We start from the raw sequence: 23,955 nt of genomic DNA, 5'->3' as shown, positions 1-23,955 counted from the left end.
ACGCAGCGCCGGGACGCGCACGGGGCTGGAACGAGCCCATATGTTCCTGTATTGTTCCGGCGGAGGAGGCTTCGATGGCCCAGCGCGACACCTTGGAAAAGCTCGAAATCCTGGCGGATGCCGCGAAATACGATGCGTCCTGCGCCTCGTCGGGCGCGACGCGTCGAACGTCACGCGCGTCGGGGGGGATCGGATCGACGACCGGTTCCGGTATCTGCCACAGCTACGCGCCCGACGGGCGTTGCATCAGCCTGCTCAAGATCCTCCTGACCAATTTTTGTATCTACGACTGCCGATATTGCGTGAACAGGGTCAGCTCGAACGTTCAGCGTGCGCGGTTCTCGGTCGACGAGGTCGTCAAACTGACGCTGGATTTCTACAAGCGCAACTACATCGAGGGGCTGTTCCTCTCCTCGGGCATCATCCGCAATTCCGACTATACGATGGAGCAGATGGTCGAAGTGGCGCGCAAGTTGCGCGAAGAGCATCGGTTCGGCGGCTACATTCACCTCAAGTCGATTCCGGAAGCGAGCCCCGAATTGCTCGAGGCGGCGGGGCGTTATGCCGATCGGCTCAGCATCAACATCGAATTGCCGACCGATCGCGCGATCTCCGATTTCGCGCCGGAGAAGTCGGGTACGCAAATCCGCAGCGCAATGGCCGATCTTCGCAATCATCTCGAGGCGGCGAAACCTTCCCCGATCGAGATCCGGCGCAACCGTGCCCGCCCGCCACGCTTCGCTCCCGGCGGGCAGAGCACGCAAATGATCGTCGGGGCGGATGAGACCGACGATGCGACGATCCTGAAGACCTCGACCACGCTCTATTCGGGCTACAAACTGAAGCGCGTCTACTATTCCGCCTTCTCGCCCATCCCCGATGCGTCCGCCGACCTGCCGCTGGTTAGGCCTCCGCTGATGCGCGAGCATCGGCTATACCAAGCGGACTGGTTGCTGCGGTTCTACGGGTTCGAGCGGGATGAGATCATGGAAGGCGGGCAGGGAGGTATGCTCGATCTCGATCTCGACCCGAAGCTGGCCTGGGCCCTTCGTCGGCGCGAGCTTTTCCCGCTCGACGTGAACCGCGCGCCAAAGGAACTCCTATTGCGGATTCCGGGACTGGGAACGCGGGGCGTAGACCGGATCGTGAAGGCGCGACGGTTCGGCGCGCTTCGCCTCGCCGATCTCGCGAAGATCGTCCAGAGTGTGGCCAAGCTGCGCCCCTTCGTCACTTGCGTGGACTGGACGCCGGGCGGGCTGACGGACAGCGCCAACCTGCGTCAGAGCTTCGCGCCGAAGGCGCGCCAACTGCAATTGATATGATCGCGGCGCGGCTTGCATCCCAGACCGATTACGACGGCTGGCGTCAGGCGGCGCGCGCGCTGGCCACGAACGGGGTCGGAGCAGAGGACGTTGATTGGCAGGTCGGCGCAGCAGGGCTCTTCGATGCGATCGAGGGCGATCTTCCGCCGCCGCGCGGTGAACTGCGTGTGCCTCGCGCCTTCCCGCAACTTGCGCAGAACATCATATGCCACCGCGACCCGGAGCGGTTCGCCAAGCTCTACCGCCTGCTCCTGCGCCTGCAGCGCGAGCCCGGCGCGCTGGCCGACGAGGTCGACGACCTGGTCCGCTGGGCCCGAAAGACTGACAAGGAAATCCGCCGCGACCTGCACAAGATGCATGCCTTCGTGCGCTTCCGCAAACTGGGCGAACGGGACGGGCGCGAGGTCTTCGTCAGCTGGTTCGAGCCGAGCCATCGCATCGAGCAGCGGACGGCGGGCTTCTTCGTGGACCGCTTCACGGGGATGGATTGGGCCATCCTGACGCCCGAGGCGCGGATCATCTGGGACGGCGGCGAATTGTCCTTCGGACCCGGCGGCTCACCGGCGGAAGTGCCCGAAAGCGATGCGATCGAGGACCAGTGGCGCGGCTACTACCGGGCGATCTTCAATCCCGCGCGGTTGAAGCCCAAGGCGATGCAGGCCGAGATGCCGAAGAAATACTGGAAGAACCTGCCCGAGGCGGCCCTGATCCCGAGCCTGATGGCCGAGGCCGATGGCCGCGCCCGCCAGATGCAGGATGCCGGGCCCACCGCGCCCGCGCCGCTCACCGATAGGATGAAGCGGCCGGAGCGGGAAGTGGACCTGACCACGCTCGACGGGGTGCGCCGCGCCGCCGCCACCTGCACCGCCTGCCCGCTGCATTGCTCCGCCACGCAGACCGTGTTCGGCGAAGGGCCGGCGCGCGCGCGCCTGATGCTGGTCGGGGAGCAGCCGGGCGACAGGGAAGACCTCGCCGGGCGCCCCTTCGTCGGCCCGGCGGGGACGCTGTTGCGCGACCGGATGCAGGCCGCGGGGATCGACGCGGGGCAAACCTACCTCACCAATGCGGTGAAGCACTTCAAGTTCACCGTGCGCGGCAAGCGGAGGATCCACCAGAACCCCTCGGCGGGTGAGATCGATGTCTGTCGACAATGGTTCGAGCGGGAGCGCGACCTGGTCCAACCGGACCTCACGCTCGCGCTCGGCGCGAGCGCCGCCCGCGCGATCGTCGGTCGGGCGGTCAGGTTATCCGATATGCGGGGAGACGTGATCGAGATGCCCGGTGGCGGCCGCGCCGCGTTCACCGTGCACCCGTCCTACCTGCTGCGCCTGCCCGACCCGCAGAGAAAGGCCGAGGAACTGGCTCGGTTCGATGCGGATCTTCGGGCGGCCATGCAGATTGCGGGCGGCTGAACGCGTCCAGCCGCCCGGTCGTATTAGGCGAAGTTGACGTGGTTGGTCACGCCCACATCGGGCTGGTGTTCGTCGCTGACATTGGAACGCAAGATTTCCCAGCCGAACCGGACGGTGGAGGAGGTGGAGGCCCAGATCGCCGCGTCCTTCAGTTGGAAGCGCAACAACGCGACCTCCGGGTCATCCTTCTCGCCCAGCCAAGCGGCCACGACGCTGTTCCAGTACTTCTCCTTCAGCGCCGGATCGGTCTCCTCGCTCAGGCGACCGCGCATGCAGGCGTGGTAATCGTGATCCTCGCCGACATAGGTGTAATGCGCCTCGGCCCCCGCACCCATCGCGGCAAACAAATCCGTCTGCCGCGAGGTGAAGAAGAACAGCGCCCCGCCGGACGGATCGGTGAAATGGCTCATCGGCTGCATGTGCTGGCCCGAGCCGGAGACGCCGAGCATACCGGCAGTGTGGCCGTCGAGCTGCTCGAACAATTGCTTGCGCGGGTCGTTCCGCGCGAGGTCCAGATCGCTCATGTCACAGGTCCGCGTCGAAATTGTCGGGCTTGGAATAGGCCAGCATCTTCTCGATCTCGTCGATCGGATGATTGGTCAGATCCTTGTCGATCTCCTCGACCAGGCGATCCTGCACCTCCTTGTGGTACTCCTTGCGCAGCTCGCCCAGCGTCGAGGGGTCGGCTGCCAGCACCAGCTTGTCGAATTTGCCGGCATGGGCGGCCTTGTAGAGGATGTCCGCCAGATCCTTGGCGAAGCGCTCCTTCTCCAGCTGGTGCCAGTCCGTATCGTCGACGGCGGAGCTATGGACGTTCGGGCCGTCGTTGAACCGGCCGGGACGGTTGGCAGCCTGCTCGCGCGTCGGCGGATTGTCCTGCTCCTCCTCGCGGAAGACGTCGAGATTGGGATGTTCGGCATCGCCCTTGTTGACGAGGAACAGAGCCTTCTCGCCATCGGCGACGACGACCCAGGTGCCTTCCTTGACCTGCAGATCCTTCATCACTTCTCCTCCTCGTCCTGCTTGGTGACGCGGGTGACGCCGGCATCGGTGTCCTGTGCGCGCTTCATCTCGTCCTGCGTTCCGATATCGCGGGGCAGGCGTCCGCCCTCGCGACCGCCCTGGCTGACGCTGACGTCGGCCTTGAGCTGGTCCTCGAGTTCACGGCGGCGTTCGCGCTCCCCCTTGCTCTCGGGAGCTTCGCCTTCGTATTTCCGGGAGGTGTCGTCGCTCATCGCTGTCTCCAATTCATTGCTTCAATGAATAGGAAACACGGGGCGCGGGGGCAGGGTTCCGGGATTTTCGGCCCGGAACCCGAATGTCTCACTCGGGCCGGTAGGGCTCGACCTTGCGACCGGTCGGCGGAACCGCGTCTTCGGTCGCGGTGGCGTCTTCGGTCTCGTCGTCCTCGTCCTCGCTCTCGGCTTCGATCGGCCTGGCGGCCTCGACCGGACGCGCCTTCACGGGCGCGGGATCATGCCGCACTCGCGCCGCCGAGGCAGGCCTGGCCCGGCCGCTCTTCTCGCGGGAGAAGACCAGCATCGTCAGATCCAGATCGTCCGAGCCGCGCAGCATCCCGCGCTTCACTTCCGTCTCCACCTGCTCGGCGCGGACGTAGATCCACCCCCCGCGCGCCTCTTCGTTGAGGACATCGGTGAAGGTCCGGGTCATCCGATCGACCGAGTTCTTGACGCCCTTGTACTTGCGCGGGGTCGCGGGCAGCGGCACGACCTTGTATTCCATCTCGGCCAAAATCAGTCCTCCAGACCCAGTTTGCTCCGCACGATGGCCTGCACGGCCTGCGGATTCGCCTTGCCGCCGGTGGCCTTCATGACCTGACCGACGAACCACCCCGCAAGTTTAGGATTGGCCTGCGCCTTTTCCACCTGAGCGGGATTCGCGGCGATCACGTCGTCGACAGCCGCTTCGATCGCGCCGGTATCCGTCACCTGCTTCATGCCGCGCGTCTCGACGATCTCGGCCGGGTCGCCGCCTTCGGTCCAGACGATCTCGAACAGGTCCTTCGCGATCTTGCCCGAGATGTCGCCCTTGCCGATCAGATCGACGATGCCGCCGAGCTGGCGGGCCGAAACCGGGCTGTCGGCGAGCGACAGGTCCTGCTTGTTCAGACGCCCGAACAGCTCGTTGATGACCCAGTTCGCCGCCATCTTGCCGTCGCGCCCGTCCGCCACCGCCTCGAAGAAATCGGCGCTCTCGGTCTCGGCCGTCAGGACGCCGGCGTCATACTCGGTCATGCCGTAGTCCAGCACGAACCGCGCCTTCTTCTCGTCGGGCAGCTCGGGCAGGCGGGCGCCGATATCGTCGACCAGCTTCTGCTCGACCACTAACGGCAGCAGGTCGGGGTCGGGGAAGTAGCGGTAGTCATGCGCTTCCTCCTTCGACCGCATCGAGCGCGTCTCGCCCTTGGTCGGGTCGTAGAGCCGCGTTTCCTGATCGACGGTGCCGCCATCCTCCAGGATCGCGATCTGCCGCTTGGCCTCGTAGTCGATAGCTTGCTGGATGAAGCGCATGGAGTTCATGTTCTTGATCTCGCAGCGCGTGCCGAGATGCGAGAAATCCTGCGTCTCCTGGTATTTCTCGTAATCGCCCGGACGGCAGACCGAGACGTTGACGTCCGCGCGCAGGTTTCCGTTCTGCATGTTGCCGTCGCAGGTGCCCAGATAGCGCAGGATCTGGCGCAGCTTGCGCACGTATTCCGCCGCCTCCTCTGGTCCCCGGATATCGGGGCGGGAGACGATCTCCATCAGCGCGACGCCCGTGCGGTTCAGGTCGACGAAGGACATGTGCGGATCCATGTCGTGCACCGACTTGCCCGCATCCTGCTCCAGGTGAATGCGCTCGATACGCACCTTGCGCCCGATGCCGGGCTCCATGTCCACCAGGATCTCCCCCTCGCCGACGATCGGGTGGTAGAGCTGGCTGATCTGGTAGCCCTGCGGCAGGTCGGGATAGAAATAGTTCTTCCGGTCGAAGGCGCTTTCGAGATGGATTTCCGCCTTCAGCCCCAGCCCGGTGCGGATCGCCTGCTCGACGCAATACTGGTTGATGACAGGCAGCATTCCCGGCAGCCCCGCATCGACGAGGGCCACGTTGGAGTTGGGTTCGGCCCCGAACTCGGTCGAGGCACCGGAGAAGAGCTTCGCCTTGCTCGACACCTGCGCATGGACCTCCATGCCGATCACCAGCTCCCAGTCGCCGGTCGCTCCGGCGATCACCTTGGGCTTCGGTTCGGTATAGGTCAGTTCGCTCATGTCCCGCCCTCTCGCATCGGCTCACTGCGCGCGGTTCTAGCGGCGGGGCCGGGGGGCGGCAAGGGCGGCGCTATCCGCCCTTCACGATTCGCCAGCGATGCGCGGCCCCTTGCACGCCGTCATCGTGAAGCGCATGACCCTGTTCCGCGCAGAAATGCGGGATGTCGACCACGGCGGCCGGATCGTCCGTCAGCACCCGCAATACCTCGCCGGGGGCGAGCGCCTGCAGGCGTTTGCGCGCCTTCAGGACGGGCAGGGGGCACAAGAGGCCGGTCGCGTCGAGTTCGTGGTCCATCCCTTCGCCATAAGCCCGCCGCGATCCGGGCGCAAACGGGAATGTGAGGGCGTGACACTCGCCATGCCCACGCGGCTCCGCTATCTAGGCCGCGGAACGGGAGATCGCGATGTTCGGACTGGAAATCCTCGACGCCTCGATGGGCACCGCCCTGTTGATCGCGATGATCGCGGGGCTGATGAGTTTCCTCAGCCCCTGCGTCCTGCCCATCGTGCCGCCCTATCTCGCCTACATGGCCGGGGCTTCCATGACCGAGCTGACGGATGCGGACCGCACCGATCCACAGCGGCGCAACGTCATCCAGGCCGCGCTGTTCTTCGTGCTGGGCCTTTCGACCGTCTTTCTCATCATGGGAGCCGCCGCCTCGCAGATCGGGCGGGCGTTGCTGATCTACCAGCGCGAATTCGCGATGGTCGCGGGCGCGGTGGTCATCGTGTTCGGCCTGCATTTCCTCGGCGTGTTCCGCATCGCGCTGTTCTACCGCGAGGCCCGTGTCGAGGTCGGCAATCGCGGCGGCAGCCCGCTGGGGGCTTATATCCTCGGCCTCGCCTTCGCCTTCGGCTGGACACCGTGCATCGGTCCGATCCTCGGCTCCATCCTCAGCCTCGCCGCGCAGGAGGCGAGCGTGGGCCGCGGGATCGCGCTGATGGCCCTCTATGCCGCAGGCCTCGGTATCCCATTCCTGCTGGCCGCGATCTTCCTGCGCCGGTTCATGTCGGCGATGACCCGCATTCGCCCGTACATGGGCGCGATCGAGAAGGCGATGGGCGTGCTGCTGCTGATCGTCGGCGTGATGATGTTGACGGGGGCGTTCACCGATCTCAGCTTCTGGCTGCTCGAACGCTTCCCGGCGCTCGCCAGTTTCGGCTGAATTATCCCTTTCCGGCTCAAGGCACGCGGGCTATCCCGGAGGTCATGAGCGAGCCTGCCCGTCCCGTCCGCCGCCGTGCGGCCTTCTTCATCCCCGGCTTCGACCCGAGCGGAGCGCGCCGCTATCGCGAGCTCTATCGGGATCAGGGGCGTCAGCAGGCGGCGATTTCGGGCTACGATCTGTATGTCGACGGCACCCCTTGGCCGGGCGACGCCTATGGCTGGCGCGCGCGCCTGACCGAAGACGGCCAGGACAGCGAGGGCGCGCTGCGCTTTCTGGGCTGGTCCGACCTCGTGCGCGACGCGATGAGCGACAGCATCCTGCATGCATACTGGCTGATGTGGCGCACGGCGGCGATCTACATCTTCTCTGGCGCCTTCTTCCGGTTGGTCGCGTTGCGCTATCAACCGATGCTGCTCGCCATCTATCCGATCTTCATGCTGATGACCTATTTCAACATCGCCTTCTTCACGTCGGTGGTGGTGCATCGGCTGTGCCCGCCCGGCATCGACTTCGTGGTCGGACTGGTGGTGTTCGTGGGCCTGATGCGCCTGTTGTGGAAGCTCGACGCGGACCGGTTTCTCGGCAATTACCTGATGAGCGATTTCGCCTATGCCGCACGGCATGGCGGCCGGATGCCAATGGGCCTAGCCGCACGCATCTCAGACTGGGCGGATATCGTCGAGGCGGAAGCCGGCGCAGACGAGATCCTGCTGATCGGCCATTCCTCGGGCGCTGCGCTTGCCGTCCACGTCGCGGCCGAACTCGCGCGCCGGGGGCAGGGCGAGTTGTCGCTGCTCACGCTCGGACATGCCGTGCCGATGGTCAGTTTCCTGCCGACCGCCACCGACCTGCGCCGCGATCTGGCCGAGGTCGCGCGAAACGAGGCCATCTATTGGCTCGACGTGACCGCCCCCGCGGACGGCGCCTGTTTCGCGCTGTGCGATCCGGTGGCCGTGTCGGGCGTGGCGCGCGAGGGCGACGCCAATCCCACCGTGATCTCCGCCGCCTATACCGAGACGCTGTCCGACACGCAGCTCGGCCGCAAGCGCTTCCGCTTCTTCCGCAAGCATGTGCAGTACATGTGCGCCTTCGACCGACCGGGCGACTACGATTACTTCCGCATCACGGCGGGCGCGATGACCTTGCGCGACCGCTTTGGCTGGCGCGGGTCGAGCGCCAGCCGCCGGACGCGACCCACCAGCCGCTACAAGTCGACTTCGTGAGCGTGATCCCTCCCATGCCCGACAGCCGCCCGCCGGGGATCTCGATCCTCGCGCGCTGGCGCAGGTTTCGACGCGACATCTTCGCCAGCCAGCCCGAGCGCCTCTATCGTGCGCAGATGGCAGAACTGCGCGCCCCGCGCTATCGCAGCTTCACTGTGGTCCAGCCTGAGGTGGCACGGCACGTGCTGGCGGAAGCGGACGCCTTTCCCAAGAGCCGGGTCCTCGCCCGCACGCTCGCGCCGCTGCTGGGGCGCTCGGTCTTCGTGACCAACGGCCCGGAATGGGCACGTGGCCGTGCGATCATCGACCCCGCCTTTTCCGGCGGACGCGTGCGCCAGATGTTGCCGCGCATGCGGGAGGCGGGGGAGCGGATGCTTCAGGGGATCGCGCCCGGTGTGGTGGAGGTTGAGGAACTGACCGCCCGCGTCACCGCCGACGTGATCCTGCGGGCCATGTTCTCCCGCCCGATCGACGATGCGCTGGCGGGCGAGGTGTTCGAGACCTTCCGCGCTTACCAGCGCGTGCAACCGCTCGCCTCGCCGATTGACGTGATGCGCCTGCCCGACTGGTTGCCGAGGCGCCGCCGCGGGCAGCGCGAGGCGGCACGGCTTCGGCAGGTCATGGCTCGCATGCTGGCGGCGCGCACCGGCGACGAGGAGGACATGATCGCCCGCCTCGGCGCGCTGTCGCCCGAGGCGCTGCTCGACAACGCGGTAATGTTCCTGCTGGCGGGGCACGAGACCTCGGCCAGCGCGCTCAGTTGGGCGCTCTTATGCCTCGCCCTCGACCCTGCCACCCAAGACCGCGTCGTGGCCGAGGTCGGGACGGGCGAGATCCCCGATTTCCGCCAGCTTCCCTTCACCCGCGACGTCTGGCGGGAGGTGCTGCGCCTCTACCCGCCCGTGCCGATGCTGCCGCGCGAGAGTGCCGCGTCCACCAGCCTGCGCGACCGCCCCGTGCGTCCCGGCGATCCGGTCATCCTGTCGCCCTGGCATACGGGCCGCAGCGAGCGGGTGTGGGACGATCCACACGCCTTCGACCCCGACCGCTGGTCGCGCGCCGTCCCGTCCGAGGCGTGGTTTCCTTTCTCGGCAGGCCCGCGCATCTGCCCTGGCGCGGGCTTCGCCACCGCTGAGGGCGTGCTGTTCCTCGCCATGATCGTGCAGAAATGGCGCGTCGAGCCGATCGAGGGCGACCTACCGCGACCCGTCGCTCACCTTACCGTCCGTTCCGCCGACGGCATCCGGCTGCGGTTCACCGAGCGCGTCGCGTAGCACATGGACCCGGATGGCGGAGGCGAGGCCGGTCTCCATGTCCCGGCTTTCGTCCACCTCGCTGACCAGCGCATTCAGCGACAGCCCGCGCCGCGCGGCGATCGCGCGGAACGCCTGCCAGAACTCCGGCTCCAGGCTGATCGAGGTCCGATGGCCGCGCAGCGTCACCGAATGTTTCTCAGGCCCGCTCACAGGTCCTTCGCGAACCACACGCGGGGCCGCCCGTCCTCGACCGCGCGATGGGTTTCCGCGTAGCCCAGCCGGGGATAGAGGGCGAGGTTCTCGACCATCCTCTCGTTGGTGTAGAGCACGACGCGCGTAAAGTCGCGCCTGCGCCCTTCCGCCTCCATCGCCGCGATCAGGTTGCGGCCGATCCCCTCGCGCTGCCGCGCGGGCTCGACGGCGACGTTCTCGATCAGCCAGTCGCCATCATGGGGTCTCGCACAGATCAGCCCGCCATCGCAGACCCACAGATGCGCGGCCTCGATCTCGGGCGCAAAGTCCTGCACGCGCGGCGGCAGATCTTCACCCAGCTCGGCGACATATCGGTCATAGGCGGCGTGCGAGATCCGCGTCGCCTCCGCCAGATCATTAGGCGTTGCAGGCCGGATCACCGCTTCTTGCCGTCGTGATCGCGGGCTGCGCGTGCGGCCTCGGTCCGCGCGCGATCCTTCTCCGCCTTCGTCATGCCGTGGAACGCAGCATTGCGGTCGGCCTGTACCTTCTTCTCGGTGCGGGCCGCCGCCTTGCGGAAGCGATTGAGGTTGGTGACGTTGCTCATGGCGCGAATGTCGCCTGTGCGCGTGAGCGGCGCAAGCCCCCAGCCCGATCCTCCCCCGCAGGGCGGGGGAGGGGGTATCCGGTCTATTTCGGGCCGAGCATGTCCTTGGGCTGCACCACCCGGTCGAAGGTCTCGGCATCGACGAAGCCCAGCGCAATCGCCTCTTCCTTCAGCGTCGTGCGGTTCTTGTGCGCTGTCTTGGCGACCTTGGTGGCGTTGTCGTAGCCGATCTCTGGCGCCAGCGCCGTGACCAGCATCAGGCTTTCCCACATCAGCTTCGAGATCCGCTCCTCGTCCGCCTCGATCCCGCTCACGCAGTTGTCGGTGAAGGCCACCGCCGCATCGCCGAGCAGCTGCATGGATTGCAGCAGGTTGTAGATCATCATCGGCTTGTAGACGTTCAGCTCGAAATGACCCTGCGACCCGGCGAAGCCGATGGCCGCGTCGTTGCCCATTACGTGCGCGCAAACCTGCGTCAGCGCCTCGCACTGGGTGGGGTTCACCTTGCCCGGCATGATCGAGGAGCCCGGCTCGTTCTCGGGCAGCATCAGCTCGCCCAGGCCGCAACGGGGCCCGGAGCCGAGCAGTCGGATGTCGTTGGCGATCTTGAAGAGCGAAGCGGCGACGGTCTTGAGCGCGCCCGACATCTCCACCACCGCGTCGTGGGCGGCCAGCGCCTCAAACTTGTTGGGCGCGGTGACGAAGGGCAGGCCGGTGATCTCGGCGATATTCGCCGCGACCGTCTCGGCGAAGCCTTCCTTGGTGTTCAGCCCGGTGCCGACCGCCGTGCCGCCTTGGGCCAGCGGATAGATGTTCTTGAGCGCCTGGCGGACGCGCGCGATGCCCTGCTCGACCTGGTAGGCATAGCCGCCGAATTCCTGGCCCAGCGTCAGCGGCGTCGCGTCTTGCGTGTGGGTGCGCCCGATCTTGATGATGTCGGCGAAGGCCTTGGCCTTCTCGTCCAGCGCGCCGTGCAGTTTCTCCAGTCCCGGCATCAGCACGTCGGTCGCGGTGGTCGCGGCGGCGATGTGCATGGCCGTAGGGAAGGTGTCGTTGGAGCTTTGCGACATGTTGCAGTGATCGTTCGGGTGTACCGGGTCCTTCGACCCGATCTCACCGCCCAGGATCTCGATCGCGCGATTGGCGATGACCTCGTTGGCGTTCATGTTCGACTGCGTGCCCGACCCGGTCTGCCAGACCACCAGCGGGAAGTTGTCGTCGAGCTTGCCCGCCCAGACCTCGGACGCCGCCTCGACGATGGCATCGCCGATCTTCCGATCGAGGCTGCCCTGCGCCATGTTGGCCTGCGCCGCCGCCTGCTTGATCGCGCCCAGCGCGCGGACCAGGGCCACGGGCTGCTTCTCCCAACCGATGGGGAAGTTGAGGATGGAGCGCTGCGTCTGCGCGCCCCAGTACTTGTCGGCGGGGACCTCCAGCGGTCCGAAGCTGTCGGTCTCGGTACGGGTCTGGGTCATGGGAATGCCTCTTGCCGGTTGTGCTCGGCGCCCGTCTTAGCGGCAGGCGCGGGCCACGGCAACGCGGGCGTCAGCTCTTGCGGAAGCTGTCGAGGCTCACGACATCGGCGCTGCGGTCTGGCGGGCTTTCCTCGACCGGTTCCTCGGCAACGGGGTCGGGTTCCGCATCGGCAGGCGGCGGGCCGTCCTGCGGCTCGAAGCGCAGGCCGAACTCGACCGATGGATCGACGAAGGTCTTTACCGCATCGAAAGGCACCACCATCGGCTCGGGCGAGTTGCCGAAATTCAGCGTGACGGCGAAGCGATCGTCCATGACGGCGAGGTTGTCGAACCACTCCTGCATGACGATCGTCATCTCCTCCGGATACCGCTCCCGCAGCCAGTCGGCGAGGTCGACGCCCGGATGGGTGGTGTCGAAGGTGATGAAGAAATGATGCGCGCCGGGCAGTCCCTCATCCGCGACGCGCTGCAACACGTCGCGCAGCAACCCTTGCAAGGCGCGGTGCATCATGTGGCCGTAATTGATCTGCGCGCTCATCGAACCCCCGTCATCGGCTTGTTCGACCATAGCCGATTCGACCGGGCACGACAGGGGGGATTGCAAACGCGGTCGTAAAAATATAACTATAAAACTAGTTTTATCGAATAATGGGGTGTCATGCAGACCGAAATCGCCGCACAAGGATTCGCCGCGCTGGGATCCGAGGCCCGGCTGGAGGTCGTGACCGCACTGGTGCGGGCGGGGCAGGGCGGATTGACCGTCGGCGACATCCAGGTCCGCACGGGCATCGCGCCGTCGACCCTCGCCCATCACCTGCGTTTCCTGACGGCGGCCGATCTGGTCGAGCAGACGCGGGAGGGGCGCACCGTGCGCAACCGCGCCCGGTTCGACAGGCTGGAGGCACTCGCCCGGTTCGTCCTGAACGAATGCTGCGTCGAGGACACGGCCCGCACCGAGGAGACGACCGATGTCTGACATGTCTCTCGCAACCCGCCAGGCCCTGCGCCCGAGTGCATGGTGGCTGATCGCCGCCATACCGCTCGGTGTGGCGCTGCTCGACCCGACGGCCTTGCCCGATACGCTCGCCTTCGCGGTCCGCGCGTTGATGGGCACCTTGCCGTTCATCGCGGTCGCCGTGCTGATGATCGCGGCGTTGAAGGCGACCGGGGCCGAATGCGCCATCCGCGGTGCCTTCGAGGGGCGTCAGAGCCGCGCCATCGTGCTCGCCGCACTGATGGGCGGGCTGGCGCCGTTCTGCTCGTGCGAGGTGATCCCCTTCATCACGGGGCTGCTGGCGGTCGGTGTGCCGCTCGCGCCGGTCATGGCGTTCTGGCTCGCCTCGCCATTGATCGATCCGCCCAGCCTGATGATCACGGCGGGCGAGCTCGGCTGGCATTTCGCGGTGGCCAAGGCGCTGGCCGCCGTGGCGCTCGGTCTCTTCGGCGGGTTCGCGATGCGCCTGTTCCAGGAGGGCATCTCCGACCCCCTGCGCCCGCGCAGCACGCCCGGATGCGGCTGCGGCCCCCGCTTCGACGGTCGCCCGCACTGGCGGTTCTGGGAGGAAGCCAAGCGGCGCGAGACTTTCCGCCGCGAGTTGACGGAGAACGCCGTGTTCCTGCTGAAATGGCTGACCCTGGCCTATCTGATCGAGGCGCTGATGGTCCGCTACCTGCCCGCAGGGGCGATCGCCGGCCTCGTCGGCGAGGACGGGATCCCGACGGTCGCCTTGTCCGCGCTGCTCGGGATGCCCGCCTACCTGAACTCCTACGCCGCGCCCGCGCTGGTCGGCGGATTGATGCAGGAGGGGATGTCGGCCGCCGCCGCGATGGCCTTCATGATCGGCGGTGCAATCAGTTCGGTCCCGGCGATGGCCGCGGTGTGGAGCCTCATCAAACCCCGCGTCTTCGCGCTCTATCTCGGCCTCGGCATGACGGGCGCGACGATCGCGGGCCTCGCCTATGGCTGGGCGGTGGCGGGATAGGAGGAGAAAGTGCAGGCTTCTGTTGCCAGGTGCCTGCGAACCCCGCTCAACGCTGCAAGGCGCTAAGACTTAAGTTTCGGTATTAGGCACCGCTTACGCGGCGACTGCCACCGGAGCATGGTTGTCATTTGCAACTATACTGTTTGAACCGATAACGGTGGTATCTCACCGAGCGAAAGCTACATCTTTAGACGTCCGTCGATACTGTTTCGGCCCCATCGTCCCGCAAATGACGGGTTGCACGGCCAAGGCCGCGATTGGTGGAGCCGCCGGGTACCGCCCCCGGGTCCGAGCCGCTTATTACATGCGCGTTTATCGCCATAGTCCCCGAAGGAACCCGACAAATGTAGCGGTGGCCGGGCGCCGTTTCAAGCGCCCGGATGCGCTTACCAGTGCCCGGTATTGCCCATCGAGGCCCAGGGCTCCTGCGGCTCCTTCGCATCGCCCTTTTGCAACAGCTCGATCGAGATGTTGTCGGGCGAACGGACAAAGGCCATGTGCCCGTCGCGCGGCGGGCGGTTGATCGTCACGCCCGCATCCATCAGCCGCTGGCAGGTCTCGTAGATGTCGTCGACCCGGTAGGCGAGATGTCCGAAATGGCGGCTGTCGTCGGGCAGCGCATCGTCGCCGTCCCAGTTGTGGGTCAGCTCGACATCGGCGGTGCCGTCGTCCTGACCCGGCGGGCAGAGGAAGACCAGCGTGAAGCGCCCGCCCTCGTTGTCCATGCGCCGCCGCTCCTTCAGGCCCAGCAGGTCGCAATAGAACTTCTTGGATTCCTCGATGTCGCGCACGCGGACCATCGTGTGGAGGTACTCGATGCTCATCCGGCATTCTCCCTGGTTTGCAGGCGGTCGCGGTAGACGATCGCCACTTGCACGAAACTCACATAGAGAAGGAGATACCACGATCCAGCCTTCGCGATCGGCGCGAGGCCGAAATCGGCCTGCCCGGCATAGACCCAGGTGCCCGTCGCGGTGCCCACGCTCTCCGCCAGCCACAGGAAGATGGTGGACAGCCCCGCCGCCAGCACCAGCGGCATCCGGTGCCGCCGCGTGACGGTGTACTCGACCCATGTCCGCCCGAAGACAAGCACAGTCGCGCCCATCAGCAGGTAGCGCAGGTCCGGGCCGAAATGGTGCCAGAAGAAGTTGAGGTAGATCGCGAGCCCTAGCAGCCACCCCAGCCACTCAGGCGGATAGGGCGCGAAGCGCATGTCGAACAGCCGGATCACCCGCGCCATGTAGGACCCGACCGAGGCATACATGAACCCGCTGAACAGCGGCACGCCCGCGATCTCCAGCACGCCGGTATCGGGATAGTCCCACGAGCCCATGCGCAGCTTGAAGACCTCCATGATCGTGCCCGAGACGTGGAACAGCACGATCACACCCGCCTCTCGCCACGATTCGAGCCCGGTGGCGAGGAACAGGACCTGAATCGCCACCGCCGCGGTCACGAGGAAATCGTAGCGGCTCAGTCCCCACGCATCCCGCCAGACCAGATGCGTGCCGATCAGCAGCGCCAGCATCAGCCCGCCGAACAGGCAGGCCCAGCCCTGCTTCAGCCCGAACATCACGAATTCCGCGAACCTGTCGGGCAGGCGCGGGCGCATCCAGTCGCCCAGCCGCCGCTCGATGGCGAGCTGCGAAGGGTTGTTCCCCATCCCTCTGGCCCCCTATACCGTTCGGGATGAAAGACCCGATTTCGCACCCCGGAACAAGGCGGAGAGCCCCATGCCCCTGACCCCCGACCAACAGGCCGAGATCGAGGCGGCCCGCAGCGGCGAGAGCATGACCCTGCGCGCCACCGTGCCGGGGATGGAGGCGCATCTCTACCGCGCGCATGAAGTGCTCGATCACGGTTTCGTCCGGGTCATCGACTACATGGGCGACGACAGCGCCATCGTGCAGGCGGCCCGCGTCTCCTACGGCAAGGGCACGAAGGCGGTGCAGAACGATGCGGGCCTGATCCGCTACCTCATGCGCCACTGGCACTCCACGCCCTTCGAGATGTGCGAGATCAAGCTGCATGTGAAGCTGCCTGTTTTCGTCGCGCGCCAGTGGATCCGGCACCGCACCGCCAACGTCAACGAATACTCCGCGCGCTACTCGATCCTCGACCGGGAGTTCTACATCCCCGCGCCCGAGCAGCTCGCCGCGCAGTCGAGCGTCAACAACCAGGGCCGCGGCGCGGTACTGGAGGGTGAGGAGGCCGCCCGCGTCCTCGACATCCTGCGCGCGGATTCGACCCGGTCCTACGACAATTACGAGGCCATGCTCAGCCAAGAGGGGCAGGAGGGTCTGGCCCGCGAGCTCGCCCGCATGAACCTTCCCGCGAATGTCTACACGCAGTGGTACTGGAAGGTGGACCTGCACAACCTCTTCCACTTCCTGCGCCTGCGCGCCGACGCCCATGCGCAATACGAGATCCGCGTCTATGCCGACGCGATCTGCCGCATCGTCGCCGACTGGGTGCCGCACGCCTATGCCGCCTTCGAGGATTACCGGCTCGGCGGCGCGCAGTTCTCGGCCCGCGGCTTGGACTGCCTGCGCCGGATGCTGGCCGGAGAGACGGTAGAGCAAGCCCACAGCGGCATGTCGCCGGGCGAGTGGCGGGAGTTCCGCGCGGCGCTGGATGCGAAGGGCTGAACCCCGAGATGACAGCGCAGCCGCTCCACATCACGTTCACGATCTGCACACGCAACCGGCTCGACCTGCTGGAAAAATGCCTCACATCGCTCATCGACCAGCCGGTCCCGGACGGTGTCCGCCTCGACTTCGTCGTCTGCGAAAACGATACCGAGCCGAAGTCCAAGCCGCTTTGCGACAGCCTCGGCTCCCGCGTGATCTACGTGCAGGAGCCCGAGCCCGGTCTCAGCCCCGCGCGCAACACTTCCGTCGAACGGGCGCTCGAAACCGGATGCGACTGGATCGGATTCTTCGATGATGACGAAGAGGCCGAGCCGGGCTGGGCCGACGCGATGGTCGTCGAGATCCGCCGCGACCGCGCGGATGTAATCACCGGCCCGGCATTCCCCTATTCCGATCCGCCGATCCCGCAATGGGTCCTGTCCGAGGAGCGCGAGCCGAAGCCGACGGGAACCACCATCTCGTCTGCAGGAACGAACGATACCGTCTGTCGCCGCTCTCTCTTCGCCGTGGACGGTCTCGGCCTTCGGTTCGACCACGCTCTGCGGTTCAGGGGCGGTTCCGACTCCGAGCTGTTTTTGCGTGCGCGATCGGCAGGAATGGGATTCGTATGGTGTGAGGAGATGGCGGCGGTGGAGTGGTGGCCGGCCGAGCGGGCGGCCGTGAAAGGTCAGCTGAGACGCGCCCAGCGGCTTGCGGAAAACAAGTACGACCGCCTCGTCCGCCAGGTCGGCGAATCGAAATCGAGGCGCAAGACCGTGCGGAATTTCGCGTCGCGGATCGCATCGTCCGCGACCGTTCTGGGCACGATCACGTTTCCCTTCGATCGCCACCTTGGCCGTCGCCGACTTTTGAGCGGCGCTTGAAAGGCGTGGCAGATTTCCGGCTACGCGAACGCGATGACCGGTCGCGTTCGGGAAGCTTTACGGGGCGCTCGCTGATGGCAGCGCCGCATGATGGCCCCACACCCTCGCACATGCCGACGGTGTCCCAATTCGTCGGATGGCAGGCGACCTGGCTTCGGACGCGGTTCCTTGCTCACAGACTTGCTGAGTGAATGCTCGTGATCTTCGACCTGCACATCACGCTCACGATATGCACCCGTCACCGGCCTGAATTGCTGGAGGCTTGTCTTCGTTCGCTGCTCCGGCAGAAGGTGCCCGACCGCGTTCGTCGCGACCTGATCGTCTGCGAGAACGACGACCAACCGAAGGCGAAAGCCTTGTGCGACAGCCTTGGCCCGCGCGTGATCTACGTGCAGGAACCCGAACCGGGTCTCAGTTCGGCGCGCAACAGGGCCATCGAGACCGCCCTCGACATGGACTGCGACTGGATCGGTTTCATCGACGATGACGAGCAGGCCGAGCCGGGGTGGGTCGAGGCGCTGACGGCCGAGATCCGTCGCGACCGCGCAGATGTGATCACCGGGCCGGTAACCCGCGCCTACGAGACGTCGCCGTCTGCCTGGTATTCACCCTTCGACGAGAACCGCAAACCGACCGGCGCGGTCTCCAAGACCATTGAAGCAGGAAAAACGGTCTGCCGGCGGCATCTGTTCGATGCGGACGGGCTGGCGCTGCGGTTCGATCCGCGGTTGCGTTTCGTCGGGGGAGAGGACAGCGACCTCTTCGGGCGTGCGAGGGCTGCCGGTGTCCGGTTCGTCTGGTGCGACGAGATGGTCGCGGATGAGTTCTGGACCGCCGCGCGCCTGACGCGAATGTTCCACCTGCGGCGGGCGCTACGGCGGGCGGAAAGCCGCGTCTATATCCTGTCTAAGCGACACTCGCGCCTGGCGGCCGTACCTATGTCGCTGGCCAAGTCGACGATCTGGAGCCGCGAGACGGCGCCGTGCCGCATCCATCAGGCGTGGGAAAAGCTCTTCGCCGGATGGGGCGGCTTGCGCGGCTCCCTCGGCTTCCTGTCGGAGCCCTATCGCGGGCGCTGAGCCCATTCGTCACTTCCCGCCCCCCACTATGCGAAGGACACAGAGTGGATCGTACCAGCATCGTCGAGACGCAGTTCCGCAACCGGCTCGAAGCCGACGACCTGCCAGCCGGACCCACGCCGGTCGACGGGCTGCGCCCGGATCGCGCCCGCGCCCTGTTCGCGGCGCAATGCCAGAGCCGCGCGCTCGACCTGACCGCGCGCGACATGCAGAAGGCCGGGCGGGGCTTCTACACCATCGGATCGAGCGGGCACGAGGGGATGGCGGCGGTGGCCGAGGCGCTGCGCACTGACGACATGGCCTTCCTTCATTACAGGGACGCGGCGTTCCAGCTTGCCCGCGCCGAGCGCGTCGACGGCATCGACGCCGTGCGCGACATGCTGCTCAGCTTCGCCTGCGCGGCGGATGATCCGATATCGGGCGGGCGGCACAAGGTGCTCGGCTCCAAGGCGCTCGCCATCCCGCCGCAGACCTCGACGATCGCCAGCCACCTGCCCAAGGCGATGGGCGCCGCCTATTCCATCGGCCTCGCCCGCCGGCGCGCGCCCGCGCTGCGTCAGCTTGCCGAGGACGGGATCGTGATGTGTTCCTTCGGCGACGCCTCGCTGAACCATTCCACGGCGCAAGGCACGATCAACGCCGCCTGCTGGACCGCCCGCCAGGCGGCGCCGCTGCCGCTGCTGTTCGTGTGCGAGGATAACGGCATCGGCATCTCGACCCCCACCCCGAAGGGCTGGGTCGCCGATACCCTGCGCGCGCGGCCCGGCCTGCGGTACTTCTCCGCCGATGGCTGCGATCTTTACGCGACCTTCGCGGTGGCGCGCGCGGCCGCGGATTATGTGCGTAGCCAGCGTCGGCCCGCGGTGCTGCACCTCTCGACCGTCCGCCTCTACGGTCATGCCGGGGCCGACCTCGCCACCAGCTACCTGCCGCTCGCGCAGGTCGAGGCGGAGGAGGCGCGCGATCCGCTGCTGCACTCGGCTCGTCTCCTGCGCGACGCGGGGGTGATGAGTGCGCGCGACGCGCTCGCCCTCTACGATGAGACCCGCGTCCGCATCTCCGCCCTGTCGGAGGAGGTGGCCGCCCACCCGCCCCTGCAAGGCGCCGCCGCGGTCATGTCCAGCATCTTGCCCCCCGCGCGGCCCGCACCGCGGGTGAACGGCCCGGAGGCCGACCAACGGATTGCGACCTTCGGCGCGGATGCCCGCAATCTCGACACACCCCAGCCCATGTCGCGCCTCATCAACTGGGCGCTGACCGACCTGATGCTGACCCATGACGAGATCGTCGTGATGGGCGAGGATGTGGGCCGCAAGGGCGGGGTCTACGGCGTCACGCAGCGCCTGCAGAAACGCTTTGGCGCGGACCGCGTGGTCGACACGCTCCTCGACGAGCAGAGCATCCTCGGCCTTGCCCTCGGCCTCGCGCATAACGGGTTCGTCCCGATGCCCGAGATCCAGTTCCTCGCCTACCTCCACAATGCCGAGGACCAGCTGCGCGGCGAGGCGGCGACCCTGCCGTTCTTCTCCAACGGCCAGTTCGCGAATCCGATGGTGCTGCGCATCGCGGGGCTGGGCTACCAGAAGGGGTTCGGCGGGCATTTCCACAACGACAACTCGCTCGCCGTGCTGCGCGATATTCCCGGTATCGTGATCGCCTGCCCCTCGGACGGGGCGGAGGCCGCGATGATGCTGCGCGAGAGCGTGCGCTTGGCTCGCGAAGAGAACCGCGTCGTCGTCTTCGTCGAGCCCATCGCGCTCTATCCCATGCGCGATCTCATGGCGGAGGGCGACGGAGGCTGGATGCGGACCTATCCCGCGCCGGACCGACGCCTGCCGCTGGGCGAGGTCGGGGTGCACGGGGAGGGGACGGACCTCGCCATCGTGACCTACGGGAACGGACGCTACCTCTCGACACAGGCGCAGGCCGACCTCGCCGAGGCCGGGATCGACGCGCGCATCGTCGATCTGCGCTGGCTCGCCCCCATGCCGGAGAAGAGCCTCCTCGCCGCGATCGCGGATTGCGCCGCCGTCCTGATCGTCGACGAGTGCCGCCGCACCGGAGGTCAGGCGGAGGCGCTGATGGCCCTCTTCGCCGAACGGAGAAACGGTCCGATGGCGCGTGTGACGGCGGAGGACAGCTTCATCGCGACCGGTCCCGCCTATGCCTCGACGCTGCCGTCACGCGATGCGATCGTCCGGGCGGCGCGAACCTTGCTCGGGAAGTAGGCGCACTGCTCCAGAGGCCTTGCGCTCTCTCTCGGGATCGCCTGCCGGTCATCGCATTGGTCATCGATGTAGCGGCGAGACACTGGGCGGGTATCTGGTCTCGGAGGCGAAATGCTGTGGGCGTGACCTGCCGGTACGGGGCAGGGCGATCGGTATTGCCCTCGGCAAGACAGTCGGCGGTCGGTGCCGCATGACTTGCACCTCCCATCGGGATCGCCCGCTGGTGACGACGGCGTTGTCGGGTAAGGCCGCGAGGTGGAACGGCGGCAGGTCGGTCTTACTCGCGCGATGCCGTGAGGGCGGTCGGCTGGGAAAAAGGCAGGCTGATCGGTATCATCGGGGCAACACGGGCTCGGCAGCGGATATCTCACACTTCTCTTCTCTGCCGGATCGCCGGCCGGTGATTGCCTCCCCCGCCGGTGAAGCCGAGGGGGGCGGGGAGGGGCATAGGGTTCTTCGGGTAAGCCTACTTGGGTATAACCTGTCGGCCCTGCGGCGAGGCGATCGGACTCGGCTGGGTCGGTACAGTGTACTCGGAGTCGTCGCCATTCATCGGGGCCGCCCGCCGCTGACTACGTCGCCCGCAGGTGGAGGTGCGAACCGGCGGGCGCAGAATATGCTCTCACAAGCCCGGGCCGTCGGTGCGGTCTGTCGGCAAAATCGCAGGGCGATCGGTTTCACACGAACGAGCAGATCTGACCGGTCCTGCGGGTCCCGAAAACACCGATTGCTGAAGTATCCGCGCGGCCACAGCTTCCCGCAACCCGTGCATAGTTTTGCCACGCAAAGGGCCGAGCTGATCTAGCGCTCGGCCATGCCACGGGTGAAAGGACCAGCCGCTCTGGCCATGCGCGCCGGACACGACCGTTCTTCGCCACGTGGCCTCAGTTGCGCAGGATGATGCGGTCCTGACGGATCGAGGCTTCGCTCAGCTGTTCGATGAAGGACATGCCGAGCAGGCTGGTATGCAGCTGGTTCGGCTGGGCCACCGCTCCCTCCACATCGCGCACCACGACGCCGCCGATGCGAATCTCGTCGAAGGTGACGGGTGCGACGAAGCTGCGCCCGTTCGCCGTCGTCACGGGGCGGGTGAAGTCGAGATCCGCATCCCCCAGCCCGATTCGCCGCGCATCGTCATAGCGCAGCAGCACCAGCGACGCGCCGGTGTCGATCAGCAGGCCGACGGCGGTATCGTCGATATCGGCCACGGCCCGGAAATGGCCGTCCCAGGCGCGCATCAGCATGACCTCGGGCCGCAGGCTGGCGGGCTGGGTCTGCTCCTCCACCGGCTGCTGCAGGATCGACAGGGCCAGCAGCTCCCCCTGGTTGCGGAAGCTGTACGTGCCCACGAGGATGATCGCCGTACAGGCCCAGACGATGGGCAGCACGGGCATCCGACCGTTGTGCATGAAACCGCGCGTCACCGCGATGCAGGCGGCGGCGGTGCAGATGCAGACGGTCATCGCGAACTGCGTCACCGGCGACAGCGCGTCGAGCGCGCCGGACACGACAAGGCCGCTGAAGACGACCGCGAACAGCAATGTGATCGGCCAGAACATATCTCGCGTATCCCCAAATCCGCGTGATCTTCGGACCACATTGCGCCATCGGCATCTTAAGGCCAAGTTAATTCGCGATGAATTTCGATCAGTCCCGCAGGCGCGTGGCGCGCCCGCCACGGCGTTTGGGCGCGTGGCGCGCCGCCCGCTCCGGCAACTCTCCCATGATCCGCCGCCGCTCCGCCGGATTGAGTCGCGACCAGCCGCCGATCTCATCGATCGTGCGGTGACAGCCTACGCACAGGCGCGAGGCCGGGTCGATCACGCAGATCTTGACGCAAGGGCTCTCGATCTCGTCGCGCTTCCACACCTCGTCGCTCATCCCGCCCCCATGTGCCGCAGCCGGTCGAGAAAGCCCTGCAGGATATAGGAGGCCGCGACCGCGTCGATCTTCTCGGCCCGCTTGGCGCGCGACGTGTCCGCCTCCAGCAAGGCCCGCTCGGCGGCTACGGTCGACAGCCGCTCGTCCCAGAACCCGATAGGCAGGTCCGTGATGCCAGAGAGGTTGCGCGCGAAGGCACGTGTCGATTGCGCGCGCGGTCCCTCGGAGCCGTCCATGTTGCGCGGCAGGCCCAGCACGATGCCAGCGACGTCACGGCTGGCGGCGAACTCGATCAGAGCGGCGGCGTCGAGCGTGAACTTTTTGCGTCGCACCACCATTTGCGGCGTCGCGACCATGCGCAGCCCGTCCGACAGCGCGACGCCGATCGTCTTGGTGCCCAGGTCGAGCCCCATCAGCGCGCCCGACCGGGGCAGGGCGGCGACCAGCGCCTGGGGCGTGTCCGAGACGCTCACGGCGCACCGCCGATCCGGGCGAGCGCATCCGGGGCGTTCGCGAAAGCGGCGGAGGCCGCGGTACGCGCGGCGTCGGCTTGTCCGCGCTGGCCCTGCACTTCGTAGGCGCGGATCAGGCGCAGCCATTCCTCCAGCGTGCCGCCTTCCGCCTCGAGCCGTGCGGCGAGCCCCGCCACCATGTCGGCGATGCGCGCCTGCTGTTCGGCTTCCGGGGCCGCGGCGATGGCGAGACGGCTGCGATCCTCCGACACGGCCAACGCCAGGTCCTGCGGCAGGTCGCGGGCGGCCAACTCGTCGAAAGCGGCCTCGGCCTCCGCCAACCGGTCCTGCTGCGCCAGCGCACGGGCGAGGTAGTAGGCCGACCACACGTCGCCGGGCAGCGCCTCGACCGCGCGGCCGAGGACGACCTCCGCCTCGGGCGAGACATAGCCGCCCGCGGCGACCACCATGAACTCGCCCAGCGCGGCGAGATCCTCGCCCGCCGGATTTGACTGGAGTTCCACGACCTCCTGCTGGATGGCGCGACCCTCGGCGAAGACGCCGATCTGCATGTAGCTCTGTGCGAGCAGGCGGCGGCCCTGCAGGTCGGTCGGGCGCTCCTCGATGATCTCGCGCAGGCGGCCGAGCAGTTCCGCGTCGCGGTCGGACAGCTCGGGCGGCGGGGTCTCGGCGGCGACGAAGCGCTCAGCGACCTCTTGCGACGGGCGCATCTGCGGCGCCTCTCGTCCGGCCAAGGGCAGGTCGGGGCGCCCGTTCCCACCGATCAGCGCGTAAGTGCCAAGCCCGCCGCCGACGACCAAAGCCGCCACGCCCAGCATCGCGATGCGCGTGACGCCGGCAGGCGCGGTCCCGGCCGAGGCCCGCTCGCGC

At 67.0% G+C, this 23,955-nt stretch carries 28 protein-coding genes and 1 other RNA gene; 11 read left to right on the top strand and 18 right to left on the bottom strand.

The features are described from left to right. Window positions 1-74: 74 nt before the first annotated feature. Together RX333_RS06225 and RX333_RS06220 are read left to right on the top strand one after the other, a co-directional pair. Complete coding sequence (locus tag RX333_RS06225; protein WP_316014059.1) at window positions 75-1,322, top strand: putative DNA modification/repair radical SAM protein; 1,248 nt, start codon at window positions 75-77, stop codon at window positions 1,320-1,322. Continuing rightward, on the top strand, window positions 1,319-2,734 hold the full coding sequence (locus tag RX333_RS06220; RefSeq protein ID WP_316014058.1) for a UdgX family uracil-DNA binding protein: 1,416 nt from the start codon (window positions 1,319-1,321) through the stop codon (window positions 2,732-2,734). The genes RX333_RS06225 and RX333_RS06220 overlap by 4 nt, the downstream gene beginning before the upstream one ends. A gap of 23 nt (window positions 2,735-2,757) precedes the next feature. Here RX333_RS06220 and RX333_RS06215 read toward each other — a convergent pair whose 3' ends face one another. The 6 genes from RX333_RS06215 to RX333_RS06190 all read right to left on the bottom strand — a co-directional run bounded on the left by RX333_RS06215 (window position 2,758) and on the right by RX333_RS06190 (window position 6,301). After that, entirely contained in the window at window positions 2,758-3,258 is a 501-nt protein-coding gene (locus tag RX333_RS06215; RefSeq protein ID WP_316014057.1) for a pyridoxamine 5'-phosphate oxidase family protein, read from the bottom strand. Between the two features lies 1 nt (window position 3,259). Then, window positions 3,260-3,736, bottom strand: coding sequence for a host attachment family protein (locus RX333_RS06210; protein WP_316014056.1), 477 nt, complete (start codon window positions 3,734-3,736; stop codon window positions 3,260-3,262). Beyond that, a complete protein-coding gene (locus tag RX333_RS06205) occupies window positions 3,736-3,969 on the bottom strand; it encodes a hypothetical protein (protein ID WP_316014055.1) in 234 nt (77 codons plus the stop codon). The genes RX333_RS06210 and RX333_RS06205 overlap by 1 nt, the downstream gene beginning before the upstream one ends. An 88-nt stretch (window positions 3,970-4,057) precedes the next feature. Then, window positions 4,058-4,486: a hypothetical protein gene (locus RX333_RS06200; protein ID WP_316014054.1), complete on the bottom strand. Its 429-nt coding sequence runs from the start codon at window positions 4,484-4,486 to the stop codon at window positions 4,058-4,060. A gap of 2 nt (window positions 4,487-4,488) precedes the next feature. Then, window positions 4,489-6,006, bottom strand: a complete 1,518-nt coding sequence (gene gatB / locus RX333_RS06195) for an Asp-tRNA(Asn)/Glu-tRNA(Gln) amidotransferase subunit GatB (protein ID WP_316014053.1) — start codon at window positions 6,004-6,006, stop codon at window positions 4,489-4,491. Between the two features lie 70 nt (window positions 6,007-6,076). Further along, window positions 6,077-6,301 (bottom strand): sulfurtransferase TusA family protein, encoded by a 225-nt coding sequence (locus tag RX333_RS06190; RefSeq protein WP_316014052.1) that lies wholly within the window; start codon window positions 6,299-6,301, stop codon window positions 6,077-6,079. 109 nt (window positions 6,302-6,410) lie between these two features. Between RX333_RS06190 and RX333_RS06185 the strand changes: the two genes are divergently transcribed. From RX333_RS06185 to RX333_RS06175, 3 genes are read left to right on the top strand one after another with little or no spacing between them, the layout of a single operon-like run. Beyond that, window positions 6,411-7,172, top strand: coding sequence for a cytochrome c biogenesis CcdA family protein (locus RX333_RS06185; protein WP_316014051.1), 762 nt, complete (start codon window positions 6,411-6,413; stop codon window positions 7,170-7,172). A gap of 44 nt (window positions 7,173-7,216) precedes the next feature. Next, window positions 7,217-8,398, top strand: coding sequence for a hypothetical protein (locus tag RX333_RS06180; protein WP_316014050.1), 1,182 nt, complete (start codon window positions 7,217-7,219; stop codon window positions 8,396-8,398). Beyond that, complete coding sequence (locus RX333_RS06175) at window positions 8,395-9,672, top strand: cytochrome P450 (RefSeq protein ID WP_316014049.1); 1,278 nt, start codon at window positions 8,395-8,397, stop codon at window positions 9,670-9,672. The genes RX333_RS06180 and RX333_RS06175 overlap by 4 nt, the downstream gene beginning before the upstream one ends. Here the strand turns inward: RX333_RS06175 and RX333_RS06170 are convergent. The 5 genes from RX333_RS06170 to RX333_RS06150 all read right to left on the bottom strand — a co-directional run bounded on the left by RX333_RS06170 (window position 9,595) and on the right by RX333_RS06150 (window position 12,466). After that, window positions 9,595-9,864: a ribbon-helix-helix domain-containing protein gene (locus RX333_RS06170; protein WP_316014048.1), complete on the bottom strand. Its 270-nt coding sequence runs from the start codon at window positions 9,862-9,864 to the stop codon at window positions 9,595-9,597. The two genes, RX333_RS06175 and RX333_RS06170, sit on opposite strands and share 78 nt — an antisense overlap. After that, window positions 9,861-10,286 carry a GNAT family N-acetyltransferase gene (locus tag RX333_RS06165; RefSeq protein ID WP_316014047.1) on the bottom strand — a complete coding sequence of 142 codons (426 nt, stop codon included), beginning with the start codon at window positions 10,284-10,286 and terminating at the stop codon, window positions 9,861-9,863. The genes RX333_RS06170 and RX333_RS06165 overlap by 4 nt, the downstream gene beginning before the upstream one ends. Further along, window positions 10,283-10,453: a DUF4169 family protein gene (locus RX333_RS06160; protein ID WP_316014046.1), complete on the bottom strand. Its 171-nt coding sequence runs from the start codon at window positions 10,451-10,453 to the stop codon at window positions 10,283-10,285. Before RX333_RS06160 ends, RX333_RS06165 begins: the two co-directional genes overlap by 4 nt. 83 nt (window positions 10,454-10,536) lie before the next feature. Then, window positions 10,537-11,928, bottom strand: a complete 1,392-nt coding sequence (fumC, locus tag RX333_RS06155) for a class II fumarate hydratase (protein WP_316014045.1) — start codon at window positions 11,926-11,928, stop codon at window positions 10,537-10,539. Between the two features lie 70 nt (window positions 11,929-11,998). Continuing rightward, on the bottom strand, window positions 11,999-12,466 hold the full coding sequence (locus RX333_RS06150) for an SspB family protein (RefSeq protein WP_316014153.1): 468 nt from the start codon (window positions 12,464-12,466) through the stop codon (window positions 11,999-12,001). A gap of 120 nt (window positions 12,467-12,586) precedes the next feature. On the opposite strand from RX333_RS06150, the gene RX333_RS06145 reads away from it, so the two are divergent. Both RX333_RS06145 and RX333_RS06140 read left to right on the top strand, forming a co-directional pair. Continuing rightward, on the top strand, window positions 12,587-12,904 hold the full coding sequence (locus RX333_RS06145; RefSeq protein WP_316014044.1) for a metalloregulator ArsR/SmtB family transcription factor: 318 nt from the start codon (window positions 12,587-12,589) through the stop codon (window positions 12,902-12,904). Next, the gene (locus tag RX333_RS06140; protein ID WP_316014043.1) at window positions 12,897-13,910 is read left to right on the top strand and encodes a permease; all 1,014 of its coding nucleotides are present in this window, start codon (window positions 12,897-12,899) and stop codon (window positions 13,908-13,910) included. Before RX333_RS06145 ends, RX333_RS06140 begins: the two co-directional genes overlap by 8 nt. An 8-nt stretch (window positions 13,911-13,918) precedes the next feature. Here the strand turns inward: RX333_RS06140 and ssrA are convergent. The 3 genes from ssrA to RX333_RS06125 form a co-directional block, all read right to left on the bottom strand. Then, window positions 13,919-14,286, bottom strand: a transfer-messenger RNA (tmRNA) gene (gene ssrA, locus RX333_RS06135). A gap of 10 nt (window positions 14,287-14,296) precedes the next feature. Continuing rightward, window positions 14,297-14,734 carry a VOC family protein gene (locus RX333_RS06130; protein ID WP_316014042.1) on the bottom strand — a complete coding sequence of 146 codons (438 nt, stop codon included), beginning with the start codon at window positions 14,732-14,734 and terminating at the stop codon, window positions 14,297-14,299. Further along, window positions 14,731-15,573, bottom strand: a complete 843-nt coding sequence (locus RX333_RS06125; protein ID WP_316014041.1) for a DUF817 domain-containing protein — start codon at window positions 15,571-15,573, stop codon at window positions 14,731-14,733. Before RX333_RS06125 ends, RX333_RS06130 begins: the two co-directional genes overlap by 4 nt. Window positions 15,574-15,643: 70 nt before the next feature. On the opposite strand from RX333_RS06125, the gene thyX reads away from it, so the two are divergent. From thyX to RX333_RS06105, 4 genes are all read left to right on the top strand, one after another. Beyond that, window positions 15,644-16,558, top strand: a complete 915-nt coding sequence (thyX, locus tag RX333_RS06120) for an FAD-dependent thymidylate synthase (protein WP_316014040.1) — start codon at window positions 15,644-15,646, stop codon at window positions 16,556-16,558. Between the two features lie 8 nt (window positions 16,559-16,566). Then, window positions 16,567-17,424 carry a glycosyltransferase family 2 protein gene (locus RX333_RS06115; RefSeq protein WP_316014039.1) on the top strand — a complete coding sequence of 286 codons (858 nt, stop codon included), beginning with the start codon at window positions 16,567-16,569 and terminating at the stop codon, window positions 17,422-17,424. Between the two features lie 197 nt (window positions 17,425-17,621). Then, the gene (locus RX333_RS06110; RefSeq protein ID WP_316014038.1) at window positions 17,622-18,503 is read left to right on the top strand and encodes a glycosyltransferase family 2 protein; all 882 of its coding nucleotides are present in this window, start codon (window positions 17,622-17,624) and stop codon (window positions 18,501-18,503) included. Between the two features lie 44 nt (window positions 18,504-18,547). After that, window positions 18,548-20,731: a thiamine pyrophosphate-dependent enzyme gene (locus RX333_RS06105; protein ID WP_316014037.1), complete on the top strand. Its 2,184-nt coding sequence runs from the start codon at window positions 18,548-18,550 to the stop codon at window positions 20,729-20,731. Window positions 20,732-21,615: 884 nt separating this feature from the next. On the opposite strand, the gene RX333_RS06100 is transcribed toward RX333_RS06105, so the two are convergent. The 4 genes from RX333_RS06100 to RX333_RS06085 all read right to left on the bottom strand — a co-directional run. Then, the gene (locus tag RX333_RS06100) at window positions 21,616-22,290 is read right to left on the bottom strand and encodes a TIGR02281 family clan AA aspartic protease (RefSeq protein WP_316014036.1); all 675 of its coding nucleotides are present in this window, start codon (window positions 22,288-22,290) and stop codon (window positions 21,616-21,618) included. An 88-nt stretch (window positions 22,291-22,378) separates the two neighbouring features. Then, on the bottom strand, window positions 22,379-22,612 hold the full coding sequence (locus RX333_RS06095; protein WP_316014035.1) for a DUF1289 domain-containing protein: 234 nt from the start codon (window positions 22,610-22,612) through the stop codon (window positions 22,379-22,381). After that, the gene (gene ruvX / locus RX333_RS06090) at window positions 22,609-23,025 is read right to left on the bottom strand and encodes a Holliday junction resolvase RuvX (protein WP_316014152.1); all 417 of its coding nucleotides are present in this window, start codon (window positions 23,023-23,025) and stop codon (window positions 22,609-22,611) included. The genes RX333_RS06095 and ruvX overlap by 4 nt, the downstream gene beginning before the upstream one ends. Window positions 23,026-23,081: 56 nt before the next feature. Next, window positions 23,082-23,955: hypothetical protein (locus tag RX333_RS06085; RefSeq protein WP_316014034.1), on the bottom strand; the 874-nt coding region annotated here is incomplete at its 5' end.

This window comes from Roseobacter sp. HKCCA0434, assembly GCF_032464675.1.
Lineage (GTDB): Bacteria > Pseudomonadota > Alphaproteobacteria > Rhodobacterales > Rhodobacteraceae > Pontivivens.
Note: the sequence above shows the minus strand (reverse complement) of the source record. Positions and strands in the feature narration are given on the sequence as shown.

What these genes read in the sequence shown, in the direction of transcription:
- RX333_RS06100 (WP_316014036.1), bottom strand. Translation starts at nt 22,290, where the DNA reads ATGTTCTGGCCGATCACATTGCTGTTCGCGGTCGTCTTCAGCGGCCTT.
- RX333_RS06210 (WP_316014056.1), bottom strand. Translation starts at nt 3,736, where the DNA reads ATGAAGGATCTGCAGGTCAAGGAAGGCACCTGGGTCGTCGTCGCCGAT.
- fumC (WP_316014045.1), bottom strand. Translation starts at nt 11,928, where the DNA reads ATGACCCAGACCCGTACCGAGACCGACAGCTTCGGACCGCTGGAGGTC.
- RX333_RS06160 (WP_316014046.1), bottom strand. Translation starts at nt 10,453, where the DNA reads ATGAGCAACGTCACCAACCTCAATCGCTTCCGCAAGGCGGCGGCCCGC.
- gatB (WP_316014053.1), bottom strand. Translation starts at nt 6,006, where the DNA reads ATGAGCGAACTGACCTATACCGAACCGAAGCCCAAGGTGATCGCCGGA.
- RX333_RS06185 (WP_316014051.1), top strand. Translation starts at nt 6,411, where the DNA reads ATGTTCGGACTGGAAATCCTCGACGCCTCGATGGGCACCGCCCTGTTG.
- RX333_RS06190 (WP_316014052.1), bottom strand. Translation starts at nt 6,301, where the DNA reads ATGGACCACGAACTCGACGCGACCGGCCTCTTGTGCCCCCTGCCCGTC.
- thyX (WP_316014040.1), top strand. Translation starts at nt 15,644, where the DNA reads ATGCCCCTGACCCCCGACCAACAGGCCGAGATCGAGGCGGCCCGCAGC.
- RX333_RS06095 (WP_316014035.1), bottom strand. Translation starts at nt 22,612, where the DNA reads ATGAGCGACGAGGTGTGGAAGCGCGACGAGATCGAGAGCCCTTGCGTC.
- RX333_RS06145 (WP_316014044.1), top strand. Translation starts at nt 12,587, where the DNA reads ATGCAGACCGAAATCGCCGCACAAGGATTCGCCGCGCTGGGATCCGAG.
- RX333_RS06150 (WP_316014153.1), bottom strand. Translation starts at nt 12,466, where the DNA reads ATGAGCGCGCAGATCAATTACGGCCACATGATGCACCGCGCCTTGCAA.
- RX333_RS06225 (WP_316014059.1), top strand. Translation starts at nt 75, where the DNA reads ATGGCCCAGCGCGACACCTTGGAAAAGCTCGAAATCCTGGCGGATGCC.
- RX333_RS06180 (WP_316014050.1), top strand. Translation starts at nt 7,217, where the DNA reads ATGAGCGAGCCTGCCCGTCCCGTCCGCCGCCGTGCGGCCTTCTTCATC.
- RX333_RS06130 (WP_316014042.1), bottom strand. Translation starts at nt 14,734, where the DNA reads ATGAGCATCGAGTACCTCCACACGATGGTCCGCGTGCGCGACATCGAG.
- RX333_RS06220 (WP_316014058.1), top strand. Translation starts at nt 1,319, where the DNA reads ATGATCGCGGCGCGGCTTGCATCCCAGACCGATTACGACGGCTGGCGT.
- RX333_RS06140 (WP_316014043.1), top strand. Translation starts at nt 12,897, where the DNA reads ATGTCTGACATGTCTCTCGCAACCCGCCAGGCCCTGCGCCCGAGTGCA.
- RX333_RS06205 (WP_316014055.1), bottom strand. Translation starts at nt 3,969, where the DNA reads ATGAGCGACGACACCTCCCGGAAATACGAAGGCGAAGCTCCCGAGAGC.
- RX333_RS06215 (WP_316014057.1), bottom strand. Translation starts at nt 3,258, where the DNA reads ATGAGCGATCTGGACCTCGCGCGGAACGACCCGCGCAAGCAATTGTTC.
- ruvX (WP_316014152.1), bottom strand. Translation starts at nt 23,025, where the DNA reads ATGGGGCTCGACCTGGGCACCAAGACGATCGGCGTCGCGCTGTCGGAC.
- RX333_RS06125 (WP_316014041.1), bottom strand. Translation starts at nt 15,573, where the DNA reads ATGGGGAACAACCCTTCGCAGCTCGCCATCGAGCGGCGGCTGGGCGAC.
- RX333_RS06115 (WP_316014039.1), top strand. Translation starts at nt 16,567, where the DNA reads ATGACAGCGCAGCCGCTCCACATCACGTTCACGATCTGCACACGCAAC.